Genomic DNA, 15078 nt, shown 5'->3' with positions numbered 1-15078 from the left:
TTTGACCTGCGACCTCGACGGGCGGATAGAACAGTGAGTAGTCACTCGGAGGATTGAGGTCCGTCCAACTGTTTCCTTTGTTGTCGGAGCGCTCGAGGGTAACATCATAGAATGAATGGTAGACGATGTTCGGGTTGATTTTATTGATACCGCAGTCGCCCCCATCTCCATCCGCGATATGATCCCAGACGCTTGATCCGGTGAAGCGTAGTGTGCCATTGTCTTGTGTACCCGCGATAAGCCATTTCCATGTGCCGGGATTGGATGCCATATATTCGATTTCTGTGATGCCAAGGCCCTTGTTGAGGGATTTCCAGGACTTTCCGCTATTGGCCGAGCGATAGAGTCCGCCATCATTGCCGGCATAAATGACCTTTGAGTCTCCTGGCGAGAACGCAAGACAATGCTGATCGGGATGAATGCTGTTCGCGCCCTGCGTCGTTATGTTGCGCCAGGTCCAGGTCTCGTTCTTTTTGTCGCCGCGCCACGTATCGATCGCGCCAAGATAAACTTGCCGCTGATTGTCCGGTGCGGTGGCTACAAACCAGTCATACCAGGCCTGCTCGACGTCCATCTCGGGCAGTCCCAACACCTTTGTCCAGTCTGCCCCGCTGCGTCGCCAGAGATGGACTCGTTTGTCGAGAACGCCGAAAGCATAGGCCACGTCCGGCGCCGCGGCCACGCGATCGACGGCAAGCCGCGTCCAGTCTGTTCCCGGCAACGCTGGAAGTACTGCCGCGCTGAACGCATCGCCCGCATTCGTCGAGGCGAAAACCCCATCCGCAAACGCGGCTAGGATCTCTGTCTTTCCGCCTGTCGGGTGTATGCTGATCTTCCAGCACTGGCCAGCGCGTTTTCGGCTCCACGAAGAACCTCTGTTGGTTGACTTGTAGAAACCTTCGGTCGTCGCCGCATAGAGGGTTGCCGGCACCGCCGGATCGACAGCTAGATCGTAGAACCCAGTTCCGACGAAAGGCTCGGATGCTAACACTGTCCAGTTTGTGCCCCCGTCGGTCGAAACGTAAACGCCTGCGCCCAATGTATAGAAGGCGTTGCCCTCGCCGCTTCCAGCATAGACCCGCTTGCTGTCGCTCGCATCGAACGCGATCGCGCCGATGGCAAGAGTGGGCATCTGGTCGGTGCGCGGCGCCCAGTTCGCACCTTCATCAAAACTTTCCCAAATGCCGCCGCACGCGGCGCCCACGAGGATGTGCTTGGGATCGCCTGGATCGACAGCAATGGCTGCCAGACGGCCGGCGACGTCTATACGGTTCCTTCCATACGTTTGCCCGTTGGGAATCGATGTGGGGCCGATCGACTGCCAGACGGGATCGGTTGCCGTACGCGCTCTCGCCATTGGCCTTTCGGAAAGGGCTTTCGCTGCTTTGGAAAGGGCGGTGGCCAGGCTTTTTGAGGCTCGTCTGGTTCCTCGCTTGCGAGAAGCGGTCGCTAGGATACGGGCCGCTCTTGAAGCCGCAGTCTCCTTCGGTAGTGCAAATTTCGGAATGGTCGCGTTGGGAATGACGATTCTTTCAATGAGTTCGTTGTTGAGAGACCGGTCGCGCGGAGCGAGAAACGCGAAAAGCCGCAGCAATGCCTTTCCTCCTGCCGGCCTGGGGCGCTTCTGCTTGACCCGTCGGTTACTTTTTTGGTCGCGTTTGCCTCTCATGGGGCGCTTCCTCTTGACTGGGCGGAACGCCGCTCTTCTTCTTGAGAGCGCCCTGCACGTTATCTAGCCCCCTCGCTTCCTGGAACATCCGCAGGCGTTTAGCGGCGCGCCCACCACGAGGCTGAGGACTTTTATCCCCGGGCTTCTTCATCAAACTCCGTTCCCTCTTCTGCAGATAAATCCTCAGAGACCATCCATGCTTGACGACTTAAATCCTCGGCCTTGGCGATCTAGGGGCTAAGCAGGACCCCCAACCCTACGGTAAACAGCTCTACCTCCTCGCCACTATATGGAATAGTGCCATTCTTGTATGACGCCGTCAGTGTGATGTTAGGCGAATTGGAAATATAGTAATCGGCCTCGGCAACAAACAGATCCTGATAATCGTCCCCATTGGTAAGATCACCCCAAGCATTCTTGTAGCCCACATATGCGTGTGCCAATGGTACACGGTCGACATTTCCAAACGGAGAAATGGGGTCGCTGAACACCCATAGGTCAAGACCAGCTTCTCCACCAATGCCATATACTTCATCGATGGAGTCGAGCTCAGCTTTGTCGCCGGAATCCAGGACAGAACTGAATTGGCCGTTGAGAAGAAACTTCGGCCTATAGCGTAGGTATCCGCTAAACACATTTTGGGGGAAATTGAGGGGCAGGGCTCGATGAGCGTGATATGGAAACCACTCAAGCGACGCAGAGACGACCGAAGATTTGAATTCGAAGTCGCCATCGTGGTGAAGCCAGGCCTTGAAGACATTCGCGTCGATCGGCCCGCCGGCAGCAAGAAGCTGATACCCGCCATAGAAGTTCAACTGGTCCACTATGCGACCTGGCTTGTTGTCATCGACGATATTGAATGAGGTGCCCAGAAGCCAGCCCTCGTTGAGGTCTACCGCATTCTCCGGATAGGGATGGTTCCGGGGGTCATTCTCATCGGCCCTGCTGAGCATGCCGAAATAAAGCGCACCCTCCGCGACGATTGTGTCATTGTTTCCGTTGAAATCGCGAGAATAAGAGAAAAGCGCCCCTTCTTCGGGGGTAAGCGCCTTGATGTCAGACAGAAGATCGACCTCGCTTAGGGAGCGTCCAAGAAAGAGCCCGCTTTTGGTGGTTCGCTTACCCTTGGATGTCCGCGCAATGGGAATGGGAGCCGCACGGACCTCCTTCTTGAGCTGCTGGTTCAATGACGCCAACGCGGCTATGGCTTCTGCCCCATCGTCGATTTTTCCGTTTCCATTAAGGTCATAGATGCTCGGATCAAAAGGTTCGGCAGCTTTCAGATTTGATGCTGCGAGGAGGAGCGGCCCAATCAGGAGGGCTCTGGCGCATAGCACCGGGATCATGAGGGTCTCCTCTTACGCGCCAGCTTTTTTGCTTCAATTCGCGCCAACCGTCTTCTCACAAGGAGGCCCTCGAATCTTGCCGGAACCTTCCGAACCAGCTTGTTTGCTTTCTTAAAAAGCAACGAGATAAGGTTTGAGACTCTGGCACAGCCTGCCATTTCAGTAGTCGATATTGTGGCCCCGTAGGGTTTGAATCGACCATTCACTCGACTTGTAAACGCGGCTATCGCCCCCGCGCCTTCAAGGCCATAGTCCTCCTTGAAGCGATGGTAAATTGTGATACCGCTGCGAGGTGAGAACAGTCCTGTTTCGTAGATTACATCCTTGACCTTTTCGGTGATTGTTTTCTTGCTGATACCGAGCATCTCCCCAACCTCCGCATGAATGCTTTAACTAAGGGTAACACAATAGTTGTTGTTAGCAAGGATTGTTTCTATGTTGACACCAACTGTGTTACCCGAAACGGCAGGTGAGATGGCCGAATGCTCGGCAAGTCGCCTCACCGCGGTTAGTGGTATTCAAATAAGAGCTCTGATCGCTTAGACGAAGGCTCGCGGAAGACCGACGCTGGCCCGGCAGAGTTGTCGCGGATGCAAGTACCGGCCACGATTGGAACAACAAGCATGCCGCTTTGGCGTTGATAGAAAGCAGGCCGCAACACGAACATTTTTGAAAGGGAAGCGTAGCCTCGTAAGCTTGTTACTTTGATACAAATATTCTTATGGACAGCCACGCACTTTTTCTGCATACTTGCGGTTGTAACTAAATAGTCTAAGCTGTAGTTAACTCCATAATCATCTGGGAGTCTCGGATTCATTCCATTACGAAGATGGGATGTTTCGTGCGGTGCTTTCACGGAGGGAATCGAAATGGCTCGTTCTGGAGAAATAGACACGCTTTTCGAAGGAGATGATGGGAAGAAAATCGATATTGCTGAGGGGCTGAAATCGGCTGCGGTACGCCTTTCGGTATCGATAGAGGCCAAGGTCGAAAAGATAGAAGAACCGAAGAAAGCTGAGGGGCTTGTTGTAGCCTATCCCAGCAAGCTACTGTATTTTGGAACGCTTACAAGGCAAGTGTATTGCACGTTGAGTAATGTCAGCGTGAACTTGTTTCAGACCGGAGAGGGAGTTGGTATCGCTTATCTGACTTTCACTCAGAATTGCGGAAGTAGTCGAAGCGACGTTTTGCCTGGCAACATGTGGGATTGGAGCTTTGACATAAACCTGTATGCAACCGGTGGAGCATATATCCGGAACATAGCGTTAGGTACGTGGGACCACCAGTGCGGCAACAGACTCGTGGAGCTGCGGGCGGATTTTACCTGGGTGAAGGGGTCGCTTAATCCCGTCATCAATACGGTGGACGCAACTCTTTGGTGGCATTTTCGAACCAGGGTCCACGGCTGCGGATAGAGCGCAAGAGCTCGCTCGCAATTTTCTCGAGTACATTTGCGATTAAAGGCGGTGAGAGACGACAAAACGGGCGCTTTACGGCTCCCGAGGCTAGTTGAGCGATGCCGACGGCTTCAGTCGGGGCTGGCGCGCATCCCTTGGCTTCTTGGTGACGCCCTCGTCGCCATAGGCATCCCGCGCGAGTGTCGCTCTTAATTCACCGCGTTCCAATGAGATATTCCAACGTAATGCCCTGCGGCTCCCCCTGCGCGGATGCCAGTCGCGGCGCAAACATCCAGCCCGCGCGCAAGCGTAGCGAGCACCCGGCGACTGCTGCTATCGTGTAGTTCTCCAAGCGAGGCGACCCCATGCCGCTCACTCCCGAACAAAATGACGCCGTCGTTTACGAAGATGGCAATCTACAACTCATTGCCTGCGCTGGCTCAGGGAAGACGGAGGTTGTTGCGCAACACATAACGCGCCTTCTCTCCCCCACTGCCCTTGGCGGGATGGGACTGAAGCCAGGCAACATCATCGCCTTCACATTTACCGACAAGGCAGCCGCTGAGTTGAAGCAGCGCGTCGTGGACAAGTGCCGGGAGACTTTACCGGACCTCATCGGCATGGCGGAGATGTACATCGGCACCATTCACGGCTTCTGCCTGGACCTGCTCCGTACAGAGGTGCCGAAATTCCTCAAGTACGACGTCTTGAACGAGGTCCAGCAAGTCCTTTTCGTCGACCGAAACTCGGCAAAGAGCGGCTTGACGGCGACCACAACGCTGCAAGGCGTTCCGCTTAGAAGGTATGTCGACACGCGCCTCTATATCGAAGCGATGTCGCTCCTCCGGGAATCGGAAGTCGATTGGGCCGGCTTGGAAGGCACGGTTATTTTGAATGGATTGAAGGTGTATTCGGCACTTCTGAACGAAAAGGGATACTTCGACTACTCCTCCATACTTCAGGAAGCGGTCCAAGCCCTCGAGACTGAGGAGAAGCTACGTACCCAGCTTTCGGAACGAGTGAAGGTTGTGATCGTCGATGAGTATCAGGACGTAAATCCCATCCAGGAGCGGTTGATCCAGGATCTAAGCGGGCTCGGCGCCGCCATACGTGTCGTCGGTGACGATGACCAGACGATCTACCAATGGCGCGGAAGCGACGTTGCCAACATCCTGACTTTTGCCGACCGCTACAAGCCGGCTGGCACCATCAAGCTGGAAAGAAATTTTCGGTCCACCGAGGGAATCACCGACGTTGCGCAAAAGGTCATCATCAAAAATCCGGCACGCCTCGACAAGGAGATGAAATCTGCCGGCGAGCAAGCCTACGAGCCTGGCGACATCGCCGCGCTTCAATTCGAATCGCCGGAACAAGAGGCTGCCTACATTGCGCGTACCTGCAAGGCGCTCTCCGGAACGTTAATCAAGGACGGCGAAGTGGCCAGGTCGATTTCATGGTCGGATATGGCCGTTCTTGTTCGTTACACGAAACTCGCGGAGCCAATTCGCCGGGCGTTGCTCGCGGAAGGTATCCCGGTGGTGTCGGTCGGCATGGACACCCTGTTCGACGCACCGGAGGCGGAAGCGGCCCGGCAACTCTTCTATTTCATGGCCCGGCGGGCATCCCGTGAAGACGTACTAGAGGCATGGCGCGCCGCGGACGTCGGTGTCGACAATATCGTCTTCAAAGCAGCCATCAGTGAGGCGGAAGCGGCCCGCGAGAAGATGTTTGTTGAGGATCAGGACGTCCGTTTCTCAATCTACAATATCCAGCGACAGTTCATCGGGTTCCTTGAAAGTATCGGCCTGCGTGAGGAACTCGTCCCGGGAGCCCGCGGCGCAGTTGTCTTTTACAACCTCGCGAAGTTCAGCCAGGCGATATCGGATTTCGAAGCGATCTATTTTCATTCGCGCCCAGTCGCGAAGTACGAGTCATTTGCCGGCTTTCTCGAGCATCAAGCGGAAGACGCCTACGGCCAGTCGACAGGCGCGGAGGAAAAATTCGTCGCACTCGATGCCGTTCAGGTTCTAACGATTCATCGCGCCAAGGGACTTCAATGGCCGGCGGTTTTTGTTCCTCAGCTTGTTCAGAACTATTTCCCGGCGGCTGGCCGCGGAGGACGCAATGTTTGGCACTTGGTGCCTGCACCGTCAGTCTCGGGCCAAACCCGGTTCCGCGGGTCTGTGGAGGATGAACGGCGCCTATTCTACGTGGCAGTCACGCGCAGCCAAAAGCACTTGCATTTGACGACCGCGCCAACGCCCGGAAGCAAGAGGTACGTGAAGCCGTCGTCTTTTTGGTACGACGTGCTTGAATCCAAGTTCGTGAAGCGCCGGCCGCCGGATCTGAGCACCCGCGAGCGCGGCGCCCCGAAGTCACGTCCGTCGATATCAAACGTCAATTTGTCGTTCTCCGACATCCGCTACTATTTCGAGTGCCCGTATCAATTTAAGATGCGGACCTTGTATGGCTTTAACGCACCCCTCGATGAGGCACTGGGCTACGGAAAGTCGCTGCATGACTCCCTTGCCGAGCTCCATCAGCGGGCAATTGCGGGCGAGACCATCAAGCCATCAGACGCCGTTGAACTGGTCGACCGCCACCTTCGCGTTCCATTTGCATATCCGACTCTGCGCGAAACCATGCGGCAGTCGGCGAAGCGCACGGTCGGCAACTACATCGACGCGCGGCAGGCGGAGTTCGACAAAATCGAATTCAGCGAGAAGAGCATCGAAGTCGGACTCGATGATGGCGTAACCCTGTCAGGACGCATCGATCTCGTCCGTCGCCGCGACACCAACGAGATCGCCATCGTTGACCTTAAGTCGACTGAACGCGCACAGGCGGAGGAGCTTACCGAGGCGCAGCTTCACATCTACGCGCTAGGGTACCGCGAGCTGACCGGCAAGGACGCGGACTTCGTCGAGACCTATGAACTCGACACCCAAACGCGAAAGCCGCGGGCGGTGGACGAGCAGCTCGTCTCCGAGGTGGTCCAGCGGGTGCAAGCAACGGCCAACGCCCTGCGGTCAAACTCGTTCCCGGTAACACCGAGCGAGCGCCAGTGCGGGCGCTGCGATTTCGTGCGGATGTGTAGCGCCGGGGCCGCTTTTGCGCCCGCGAAGAGCGCCTGAACATGGGCGTCAACTACGTCCGCCTCCGTGAAGAAAACAAGGTCCGGTACGGAACGGACATTTGGCGGATCGGTGGAATGCTGCTTGCAAACCGCTATGACAAACGCACCCATTTCATCTTCGAGCTTCTGCAGAACGCCGAGGATGCATTGCGGCGGCGGAAGTCCTGGTCTGGCTCCCGAGCAGTCAAGTTCGAGTTGCAAAAGTCCGAGTTGCGGATTTCGCATTTCGGCCAGCCATTTGACGAGGCCGACGTGCGCGGCATCTGCGGAATCGACGAGAGCACCAAAGACATCACGTCGATAGGCCGCTTTGGGATCGGTTTCAAATCCGTCTACGCGTTCACACAGCACCCAGAGATACACTCCGGTTCCGAGGACTTCGCCATCGAGAGCTACGTCTGGCCGGTCGCAGCTAGCTCAGTCTCGCGCGACCCCGGCGAAACGGTCATCGTCCTTCCGCTCAACAAGGAAGACAAACAAGGCTGCGCGGAACTTGTCGAGGGATTGGAGCATCTCGGAGCTCGCGCACTTCTGTTTCTGCGGCACGTAAAGGAGCTTGAATGGGCGGTCGAGGGGGGCCCGTCGGGTTTGTATTTCCGGGACGATCCAAAACACCTCGGCGTGAACGTTCGCGAGATTGGCGTGATGGGCGAGCAAGAGGGCAAAGCAACCGAAGAAGAAAGGTGGCTCGTCTTTTCGCGGGAGGTATTCCATGACGGGCAGCCTGTCGGCCATGCAGAGATTGCGTTCTCCCTGTCGGTCGAGCCAAAGGCCAACTACGCAATTCAGCCGCTGCCGGAATCTCCTCTGGTCGTCTTTTTCCCCACCATCCTGCAAACCAATTTGGGTTTTCTCGTGCAGGGGCCTTACCGGACGACGCCCAGCCGCGACAACATCCCAGCAAACGAACAGTGGAACCAGGACCTCGTGCGCCTCACGAGCGAGCTCATCGTCGAGGCGATGCGCTGGCTGGTGACTAGCCGACGCCTCAACATAGGCGCGCTTCAAACTTTGCCGTTAGACCGCGCCAAGTTTGCTGGCGGCCTGTTGGCACCAATCTTTGATGCCGTCGCCGCGGCACTCAAGGCGGAGCCGTTCCTTCCGACTTCACGTGGCGGCTACACCGCAGCAGCAAGCGCACGGCTGTCGAGGACCCAAGAGCTGCGCGATTTGTTTGAGCCAGCCCAGCTCGGAGCGTTGCTGGGGGAAGAGAGCGAGGTCAACTGGCTAAGCGGTGATATCACCGCCGACCGCACACCGGAACTCCGCCAGTACCTCATGCGCGAACTGGCCGTTCCGGAACTAACTCCGGAATCGCTCCTTCCCCGCTTAAGCCGCATCTTCCTCGAAAAGCAGCCGGACGATTGGATTATCCGACTCTACGGCTTTCTCTCAAACGTGCCGGCAATTGTCCCCAGGCTCGCGAACGTTCCTCTTGTCCGTCTCGAGCGCGGACGTCACGTGGTCGCTTTCGCGAATGGGCTGCCGCAAGCATTCCTGCCGTCAAAGGTCGCCACGGAATTTCCGACCATCCAGCGGACGGTCTGTGAACAGCCGGACGCCAAGAGATTCCTGCAATCACTGGGGCTGACGGAGCCGGATCCCGTCGACGACGTCATCTACAATGTTCTGCCAAAGTACTGCGGAGAGGTACCGGCGCCCGCGAGCTACGACGACGATATTTCCCGCATGGTCCATGCGTTCAGTACTGAGTCGAGGACGCAAAGAGAAAAGCTAACGAAGGCGCTGGCTGACGCGCCGTTTGTCATGGCGCGGGACCTTGGCGACGACAGCGTGCACATTGAACGTCCGGCTAACCTCTACCTCCCGACGGCGCGGCTAAAGGAGCTTTTCTCGGGCATAGAGGATATCCGCGTTGTCGATGATAACTATGATCGATTGCGGGGTGAGGAGGTTCGCGAGCTCCTAGAAGCGTGTGGAGCAACACGCTACATCGTCCCGTGTGAGCCGGAAACAACGCTTTCGGAGACAGAGAAAGTGGAGCTGCGACAAGCAGCAGGATATGTCCGCTCGACCGGCGACTACGCTCTTGAGGACTATGACATCGCTGGGCTTGATCCGCTCCTAGAGCAGCTTCCTACGCTCGATCACTCTGCGCGAGCCAAGAAGGCGGAGCTATTGTGGGAGGCGCTGATCGAGCTGCTCGACCGCCGCCAAGGCGTTTTCAGCGGAACATACCGGTGGCACTATTTTTCGATTCGTTCCGCTTCGTTCGAGCCGACTTTTGTTCGCAAGTTGAACAGCGCCGCATGGGTGCCGAATGCTGTGGGAGAGCTCCAACCGCCGTCCGCGGTTCTGTTTGAGTGTCTCAAGTGGCGGGCAAATTCCTTTCTCCAAGCGAAGATACATTTCAAGACCCCGATCGTTGAGGAACTCGCGAGGGAGGCTGGTTTCGAACCCGAAGCGCTGGATATGCTCAAGAAGCTGGGCCTGACGAGCGTCGCGGAATTGATGGCGAGGCTGAAGGTCGACGAGCAAGACGAAGCAGACGACAATCCCCTTGACGAACCGGAACCGCACAGGGACGAAGAGGAGGAGACGCCGGAAAGCGATGCATTGGGCGACTCCGATGGTGCTGAACCCGACACGGATGGCGAAGAGGAAAGTGAGGAAGCTCTGAGCGGTGGCGCGGGATCGCAAAGTTCTCAAGAGTCGGAGGGCGTAGGCGGTTCGAACTCCCAAGCCAGGACAACCGCAGCCGCCGACAACACGGCGCCCGGTTCAAAATCCCGAAAGAGTGGAGAGAGGCACTTTGTTTCATACGTCGCTGTGGATGCGGACGAAGAAGAGAACGACCCCGATGGCCTTGACCAGGGCGCGAGGCTAGTCCTCGAACAAAAAGCCGTCCGCTTGATATGCGGCCGCGAGCCTCAACTCAAGGTCATGCCCCCAGGCACAAAGGGATTTGATTTGATCGAAGAGGACGCCGTCGGCGATCCCGAGCGGTGGGTCGAGGTTAAGGCAATGGCGGGAAGCCTCGAGGACCGGCCTGTGGGACTGTCTCAGGTCCAATTTGAATTCGCGCGGCAGCATGGCGAGCAATACTGGCTGTACATCGTGGAGCACGCGGGAGACCCCGCGGCCTGCCGTATTGTCAAGATTCAGGACCCCGCGCGAAAAGCGGGGACGTTCACTTTCGATCGCGGCTGGAAGGACATTGCAGAGATAGACTAACCTGGCTGTTGGTCCCTGAGTTCGATTGCCAGGCAATGATACGATTCCGGCGAAGTTTGCCCCTGCCCATCGGAGCTCAATGAGGAAACGTTACGGTGGCGGGCTTAGAGCCTAAGGCCGCGACCAGAAGCCGGATTACGTCCGATCCCTTCGACCGCGTGAACTGTCCGTGGATCACTGTTTAGTCTTCTGTTGACAGCAATCTACGAATCGGGTGTAAACTGAAACCTAAACAGATGACGGAGCGATGTTAATGAAGTCCGGGAGGGAGAGGTTCGGAACGTTCATTAGGAGCGAGCGGGAGGCGAAGGAGATTGGGCTGCGAGAGATGGCGAAGAAGATCGGGGTGAGTCCGACCTATCTCTCGAAAGTAGAGCGGGACGAGTTTCCGCCCCCGGCAGAGGACAAGGTGAGGAAGATCGCCAGCGTCCTCGGGCTGGATGCGGACGAACTGTTGGCGCTGGCGGGCCGTGTCGCCTCCGACCTGACTGACATCATCCGCCAGCGCCCGCGGGAAATGGCCGACTTCCTGAGGGCGGCGAAAGGGTTGACGGCAGAGGACATGGCCCGCCTGCAGCGGCAGGCTCAGAAAGCGAAGGAAAAATAGGGCAAGGCTGAAGCCGTGCTCGACGATGCAGATGAGGATGAGACGCGGATGACTCTTCGAGTTCCTTACATATCCGACGATGCTATCGAACGCGATGCCGAGGCCCTGCTCGTGCAGTACGCCCATGCCAGGGCCGTCGAGATGAAGGCGCCCATCCCGATCGAGGACATCGTCGAGAAACATCTCAAGCTGCGCGTCGAGTTCGACAACCTGCACCGCCTGCTCAATGTTCCGCGCAGCGGGATTGGTCTGGACCCGGACATATTCGGCGCAATCTGGCTCGACACCGGCAGGATCGTTATCGACGAAAGCCTCGACCCAGAGGAGCGTCCTGCCATGGAGGGCCGTTACCGCTTCACCCTCGCGCACGAGGGCGGTGGACATTGGCGCTTGCATCGCGGTCTCGCCCGGGCCGACCGCGATCAGGAGGCGCTGTTCGCCGACGTTCCGAAGCCGACCGTCGTATGCCGCTCCAGTCAGGCCAGGGAGCGGGTGGAGTGGCAGGCGGATTTCTATGCTTCGTGCCTGCTGATGCCGCGCCGACTTGTGCACGCAGAGTGGCTAGATCGCCTCGGCCGGACTAAGCCGCTTCTGTTGTCCGACCTGCGCCCGAACGAAAAAGTCATGTCGCGCGCCGGCGCACTGATCCACGAACAGCGCCGAGGTGAGGTCGAAGCGGTGGACGATGCGCTCTTTGAGAGTGTAGCGGAACCGATAGCACGCCGCTTTGGCGTTTCGCGCGCGGCCATGCGCATCCGACTTGAAAAGCTCGGGCTACTGCTTCGAGCCGAGCCAAAGCAACAATCGTTGAAAGGTGTGCTGTGACTCTTTTTTTGCGGAGGCCGTCAAGTGTCAACTGAACAAGCGATCCGGCCGGGCGAAGGGCGGCGAGCCGCGTTTGAAACCCGCGACTTCTATCTCGCCTGTTTCCTGCGCTGTGCCGGTTACGAGCTGCTTAGCCTGAGGGCAGAGGGCCGGCGCAAGGTCTTCGTGTTTCAGGATCGGCCACGCCGGCGCGACGACGTGATCGCATTCTACGGCGACGCCGCCACGGTTCGTCCGCAGGCTTTCGCTGCCACCATCAAGGACATGAAAGGGCTGCTGCACAATGGCTGAGAATTTTCCCCAATCCAATTGCGGTGAAGCCGCCGGTCCTCAATTGCGCGAAGCGCTCGACCGAATTTCGCAGATTGTTCTGGATGGCCTCCGACATGGCCATTTCCGGTGCGCTATTTCTAGCGTCATCGGAAAGGGCAATCGGCGCGACCTGGTTGTTGAAGCCGGCAAAAGCCACAAGTTCACAATCCCCGCGGAGGAAGTTCCGCACTGACGACGGCTAGCACGGCGATCCCTGCGACGGGGACGCCCAAGATGCAGATCACTTAAAGGTCCAGCGTCATCGGTGGGATTCCGAGACCGGAGGCCAGGAGCACGGAGCGGCGAGCAGCCGGTCGTGAGGTCTTCGGATGAAACGTCTCTATCCTGCAAACGACAATGATGCGGGCAGGCAGATCGCTCGCACCCGGCAAATCTGGCAACGGCGCATCGGCCGCGGCCTCACCGACGAAGACTCCCGGCAGATCGCCGAGAACGTGACCGGGTTCTTCGCCGTTCTTGCTGAGTGGTCACACGCTGAAAGGAGCGCGGCCAACGACAACAATGCGCCCTCCAAGTCGCACGATTGCGAGGTGCGCCATGACCGCTGACACCATCTCGAAGGCCCTCAGCGGACGCAAAACCGGCGGCGCCTGGATGGCACACTGCCCGGCGCATGACGATCGCGCGCCGAGCCTCTCGATCGCCTATGCCCGCGACGGCAAGGTGCTCGTGCGCTGCCACGCCGGATGCGATCAGCGCGACGTGATCGCCGCGCTTCGCGCGCGCGGGGTCTGGGACGTTGACGACCGTCGGCCGATCCGCTTTCCCCGCAAGCCTGATCGACCGCTGCTGGCCAAACCCGATGGCGATGCCGTCAAGCGAACGGAAGTAGCGCTCGCCATCTGGCGTGGCGCGCAATCGGCCGTGGGGACGCTGGTCGAGACCTATCTTTGTTCGCGTGGCCTCATGATCCAGATCCCGCCTTCAATCCGCTTCCATGCGGGCCTGAGGCATCCGTCGGGCGGCGTCTGGCCGGCGATGGTGGCGCTGGTGACGCTCGGCGTTGACGGCAATCCGATCGGCATTCATCGCACGTTCCTGGCGCGCGACGGAAGTGCCAAGGCACCGGTTGAGCCGGCGAAGATGATGCTCGGGCCTTGTCGCGGCGGCGTCGTGCGCCTCTGCGAACCCGGCGACGTGCTGATGGTCGGCGAAGGCATCGAGACCTGCCTCGCTGCCATGCAGGCATGCGGCCGTCCGGCATGGTCGGCGCTTTCGACATCGGGCCTTCGAACCCTCGACCTGCCGCGCGAGGTTCAAGAGGTGATCGTGCTGGCCGATGGCGATGAACCTGGCGAAGCGTCGGCGCGGGATTGCGCTTGGCGTTGGAAGCGGGAAGGCCGGCGTGTGCGTATTGCCCGCGCGCCGCAGGGTAAGGACTTCAACGATCTGCTGACGCGTCCCGCACCTCGCATCAAGGAGGCCGCGCGATGAGCACGCTGGACAATGGCGACAATGACGATCCGATCTGCGCCGCTATCGATGCCGCCGAGGAAGTGCGCGACCCGCTAGAGCGCCTCGTCGAACGGACGGCCACCGATCCCGGCGCCGCCTTCGCGCCAGACGTGCTCGAATGCCTTGCGACGCTCAAGCGGGACAACCGCGCCGCCTTCGAGGCGCTGCGCTCGCAATTGAAGAAGGCCGGATGCCGGGTGACGGCACTCGATGACGCCATCGCCGAAGAAAACGGCGATGCAGGGGGGCGAGGGCCGACGCAGGCCGACATCCTGATCGATCTTGCGCAAACCGCCGAGCTGTTCCATGCGCCGGATGGCACCGGCTTCGCCGACCTCGACATCAACGGCCATCGCGAAACCTGGCCGATCCGCGCCAAGGGCTTTCGCCGCTGGCTCGCGCGGCGTTTCTTCGAGGAAACGGGCGGCGCGTTGAGTTCGGAAGCGCTGCAATCGGCCCTAAACGTGATCGAGGCCAAGGCGCATTTCGATGCACCGGAGCGCGCGGTCCACATCCGCGTCGGTGGGCTCGACGGCCGGCTCTATCTCGACCTCGGCGACGAGAAGTGGCGGGCGGTGGAGATCGATGCCACCGGCTGGCGCGTCATCGACAGCCCGCCCGTCCGCTTTCGTCGCGCATCCGGCATGAAGCCGATGCCGATCCCGCTGGGCGGCGGCTCGATCGAAACCTTGCGCTCGTTCCTCAACATCCGCTCTGACGCCGATTTCGTGCTGGTGGTCGCCTGGGCACTGGCCTGCTTGCGCAATCGCGGTCCCTATCCGGTGATTGTGCTGTCGGGCGAGCAGGGTTCGGCGAAATCCACCTTCTCGGCCATCCTGCGGGCGCTGCTTGATCCGAACACCGCGCCGCTTCGGGCCTTGCCGCGTGAGGACCGCGACCTGTTCATCGCCGCAAGCAACGGCCATGTGCTCGCCTTCGACAATGTGTCGGGCCTGCCCGCCTGGATTTCCGACACGCTCTGCCGACTTGCCACCGGCGGCGGCTTCGCGGTGCGGCAGCTCTATTCCGACCAGGACGAAGTGCTGTTCGATGCCGCCCGGCCGGTGATCCTCAACGGCATCGAGGACATTGTGACCCGGCCCGACCTCGCCGAT

At 58.9% G+C, this 15078-nt stretch carries 12 protein-coding genes and 1 pseudogene; 10 read left to right on the top strand and 3 right to left on the bottom strand.

Going from position 1 to position 15078, the window contains the following annotated elements; translation table 11 throughout:
• From AB7F49_RS32605 to AB7F49_RS32595, 3 genes are all read right to left on the bottom strand, one after another.
• Positions 1–1594, bottom strand: a 1594-nt coding sequence (locus tag AB7F49_RS32605) for a WD40/YVTN/BNR-like repeat-containing protein (RefSeq protein ID WP_428530013.1), incomplete at its 3' end; no start/stop codon positions are given.
• A gap of 305 nt (positions 1595–1899) precedes the next feature.
• Positions 1900–3015, bottom strand: coding sequence for a hypothetical protein (locus AB7F49_RS32600; RefSeq protein WP_428530011.1), 1116 nt, complete (start codon positions 3013–3015; stop codon positions 1900–1902).
• Positions 3012–3380 carry a hypothetical protein gene (locus AB7F49_RS32595; protein WP_428530009.1) on the bottom strand — a complete coding sequence of 123 codons (369 nt, stop codon included), beginning with the start codon at positions 3378–3380 and terminating at the stop codon, positions 3012–3014. The genes AB7F49_RS32600 and AB7F49_RS32595 overlap by 4 nt, the downstream gene beginning before the upstream one ends.
• A 504-nt stretch (positions 3381–3884) precedes the next feature.
• On the opposite strand from AB7F49_RS32595, the gene AB7F49_RS32590 reads away from it, so the two are divergent.
• The 10 genes and pseudogenes from AB7F49_RS32590 to AB7F49_RS32545 all read left to right on the top strand — a co-directional run.
• The gene (locus AB7F49_RS32590) at positions 3885–4430 is read left to right on the top strand and encodes a hypothetical protein (RefSeq protein ID WP_428530007.1); all 546 of its coding nucleotides are present in this window, start codon (positions 3885–3887) and stop codon (positions 4428–4430) included.
• 347 nt (positions 4431–4777) lie between these two features.
• Complete coding sequence (locus AB7F49_RS32585; RefSeq protein ID WP_428530005.1) at positions 4778–7546, top strand: ATP-dependent helicase; 2769 nt, start codon at positions 4778–4780, stop codon at positions 7544–7546.
• Between the two features lie 2 nt (positions 7547–7548).
• Positions 7549–10743, top strand: a complete 3195-nt coding sequence (locus AB7F49_RS32580) for a sacsin N-terminal ATP-binding-like domain-containing protein (RefSeq protein WP_428530003.1) — start codon at positions 7549–7551, stop codon at positions 10741–10743.
• Between the two features lie 247 nt (positions 10744–10990).
• A complete protein-coding gene (locus AB7F49_RS32575) occupies positions 10991–11350 on the top strand; it encodes a helix-turn-helix domain-containing protein (protein ID WP_428530001.1) in 360 nt (119 codons plus the stop codon).
• Positions 11351–11365: 15 nt separating this feature from the next.
• A complete protein-coding gene (locus AB7F49_RS32570) occupies positions 11366–12175 on the top strand; it encodes an ImmA/IrrE family metallo-endopeptidase (RefSeq protein ID WP_428529999.1) in 810 nt (269 codons plus the stop codon).
• Positions 12176–12199: 24 nt separating this feature from the next.
• Positions 12200–12466 carry a DUF5659 domain-containing protein gene (locus AB7F49_RS32565; RefSeq protein WP_428529997.1) on the top strand — a complete coding sequence of 89 codons (267 nt, stop codon included), beginning with the start codon at positions 12200–12202 and terminating at the stop codon, positions 12464–12466.
• Positions 12459–12680, top strand: a complete 222-nt coding sequence (locus tag AB7F49_RS32560) for a hypothetical protein (protein ID WP_428529995.1) — start codon at positions 12459–12461, stop codon at positions 12678–12680. Before AB7F49_RS32565 ends, AB7F49_RS32560 begins: the two co-directional genes overlap by 8 nt.
• Positions 12681–12816: 136 nt before the next feature.
• Entirely contained in the window at positions 12817–13056 is a 240-nt protein-coding gene (locus tag AB7F49_RS32555) for a hypothetical protein (RefSeq protein WP_428529993.1), read from the top strand.
• Complete coding sequence (locus AB7F49_RS32550; RefSeq protein ID WP_428529991.1) at positions 13046–13942, top strand: DUF7146 domain-containing protein; 897 nt, start codon at positions 13046–13048, stop codon at positions 13940–13942. The genes AB7F49_RS32555 and AB7F49_RS32550 overlap by 11 nt, the downstream gene beginning before the upstream one ends.
• Positions 13939–15078: pseudogene (locus tag AB7F49_RS32545) on the top strand (hypothetical protein); the annotation flags it as partial. The gene AB7F49_RS32550 and the pseudogene AB7F49_RS32545, both read left to right, overlap by 4 nt.

The sequence above is a fragment of the Pseudorhodoplanes sp. genome (assembly GCF_050250235.1).
Classification (GTDB): domain Bacteria; phylum Pseudomonadota; class Alphaproteobacteria; order Rhizobiales; family Xanthobacteraceae; genus Pseudorhodoplanes.
This window is presented reverse-complemented; position numbering and strand designations above follow the sequence as displayed.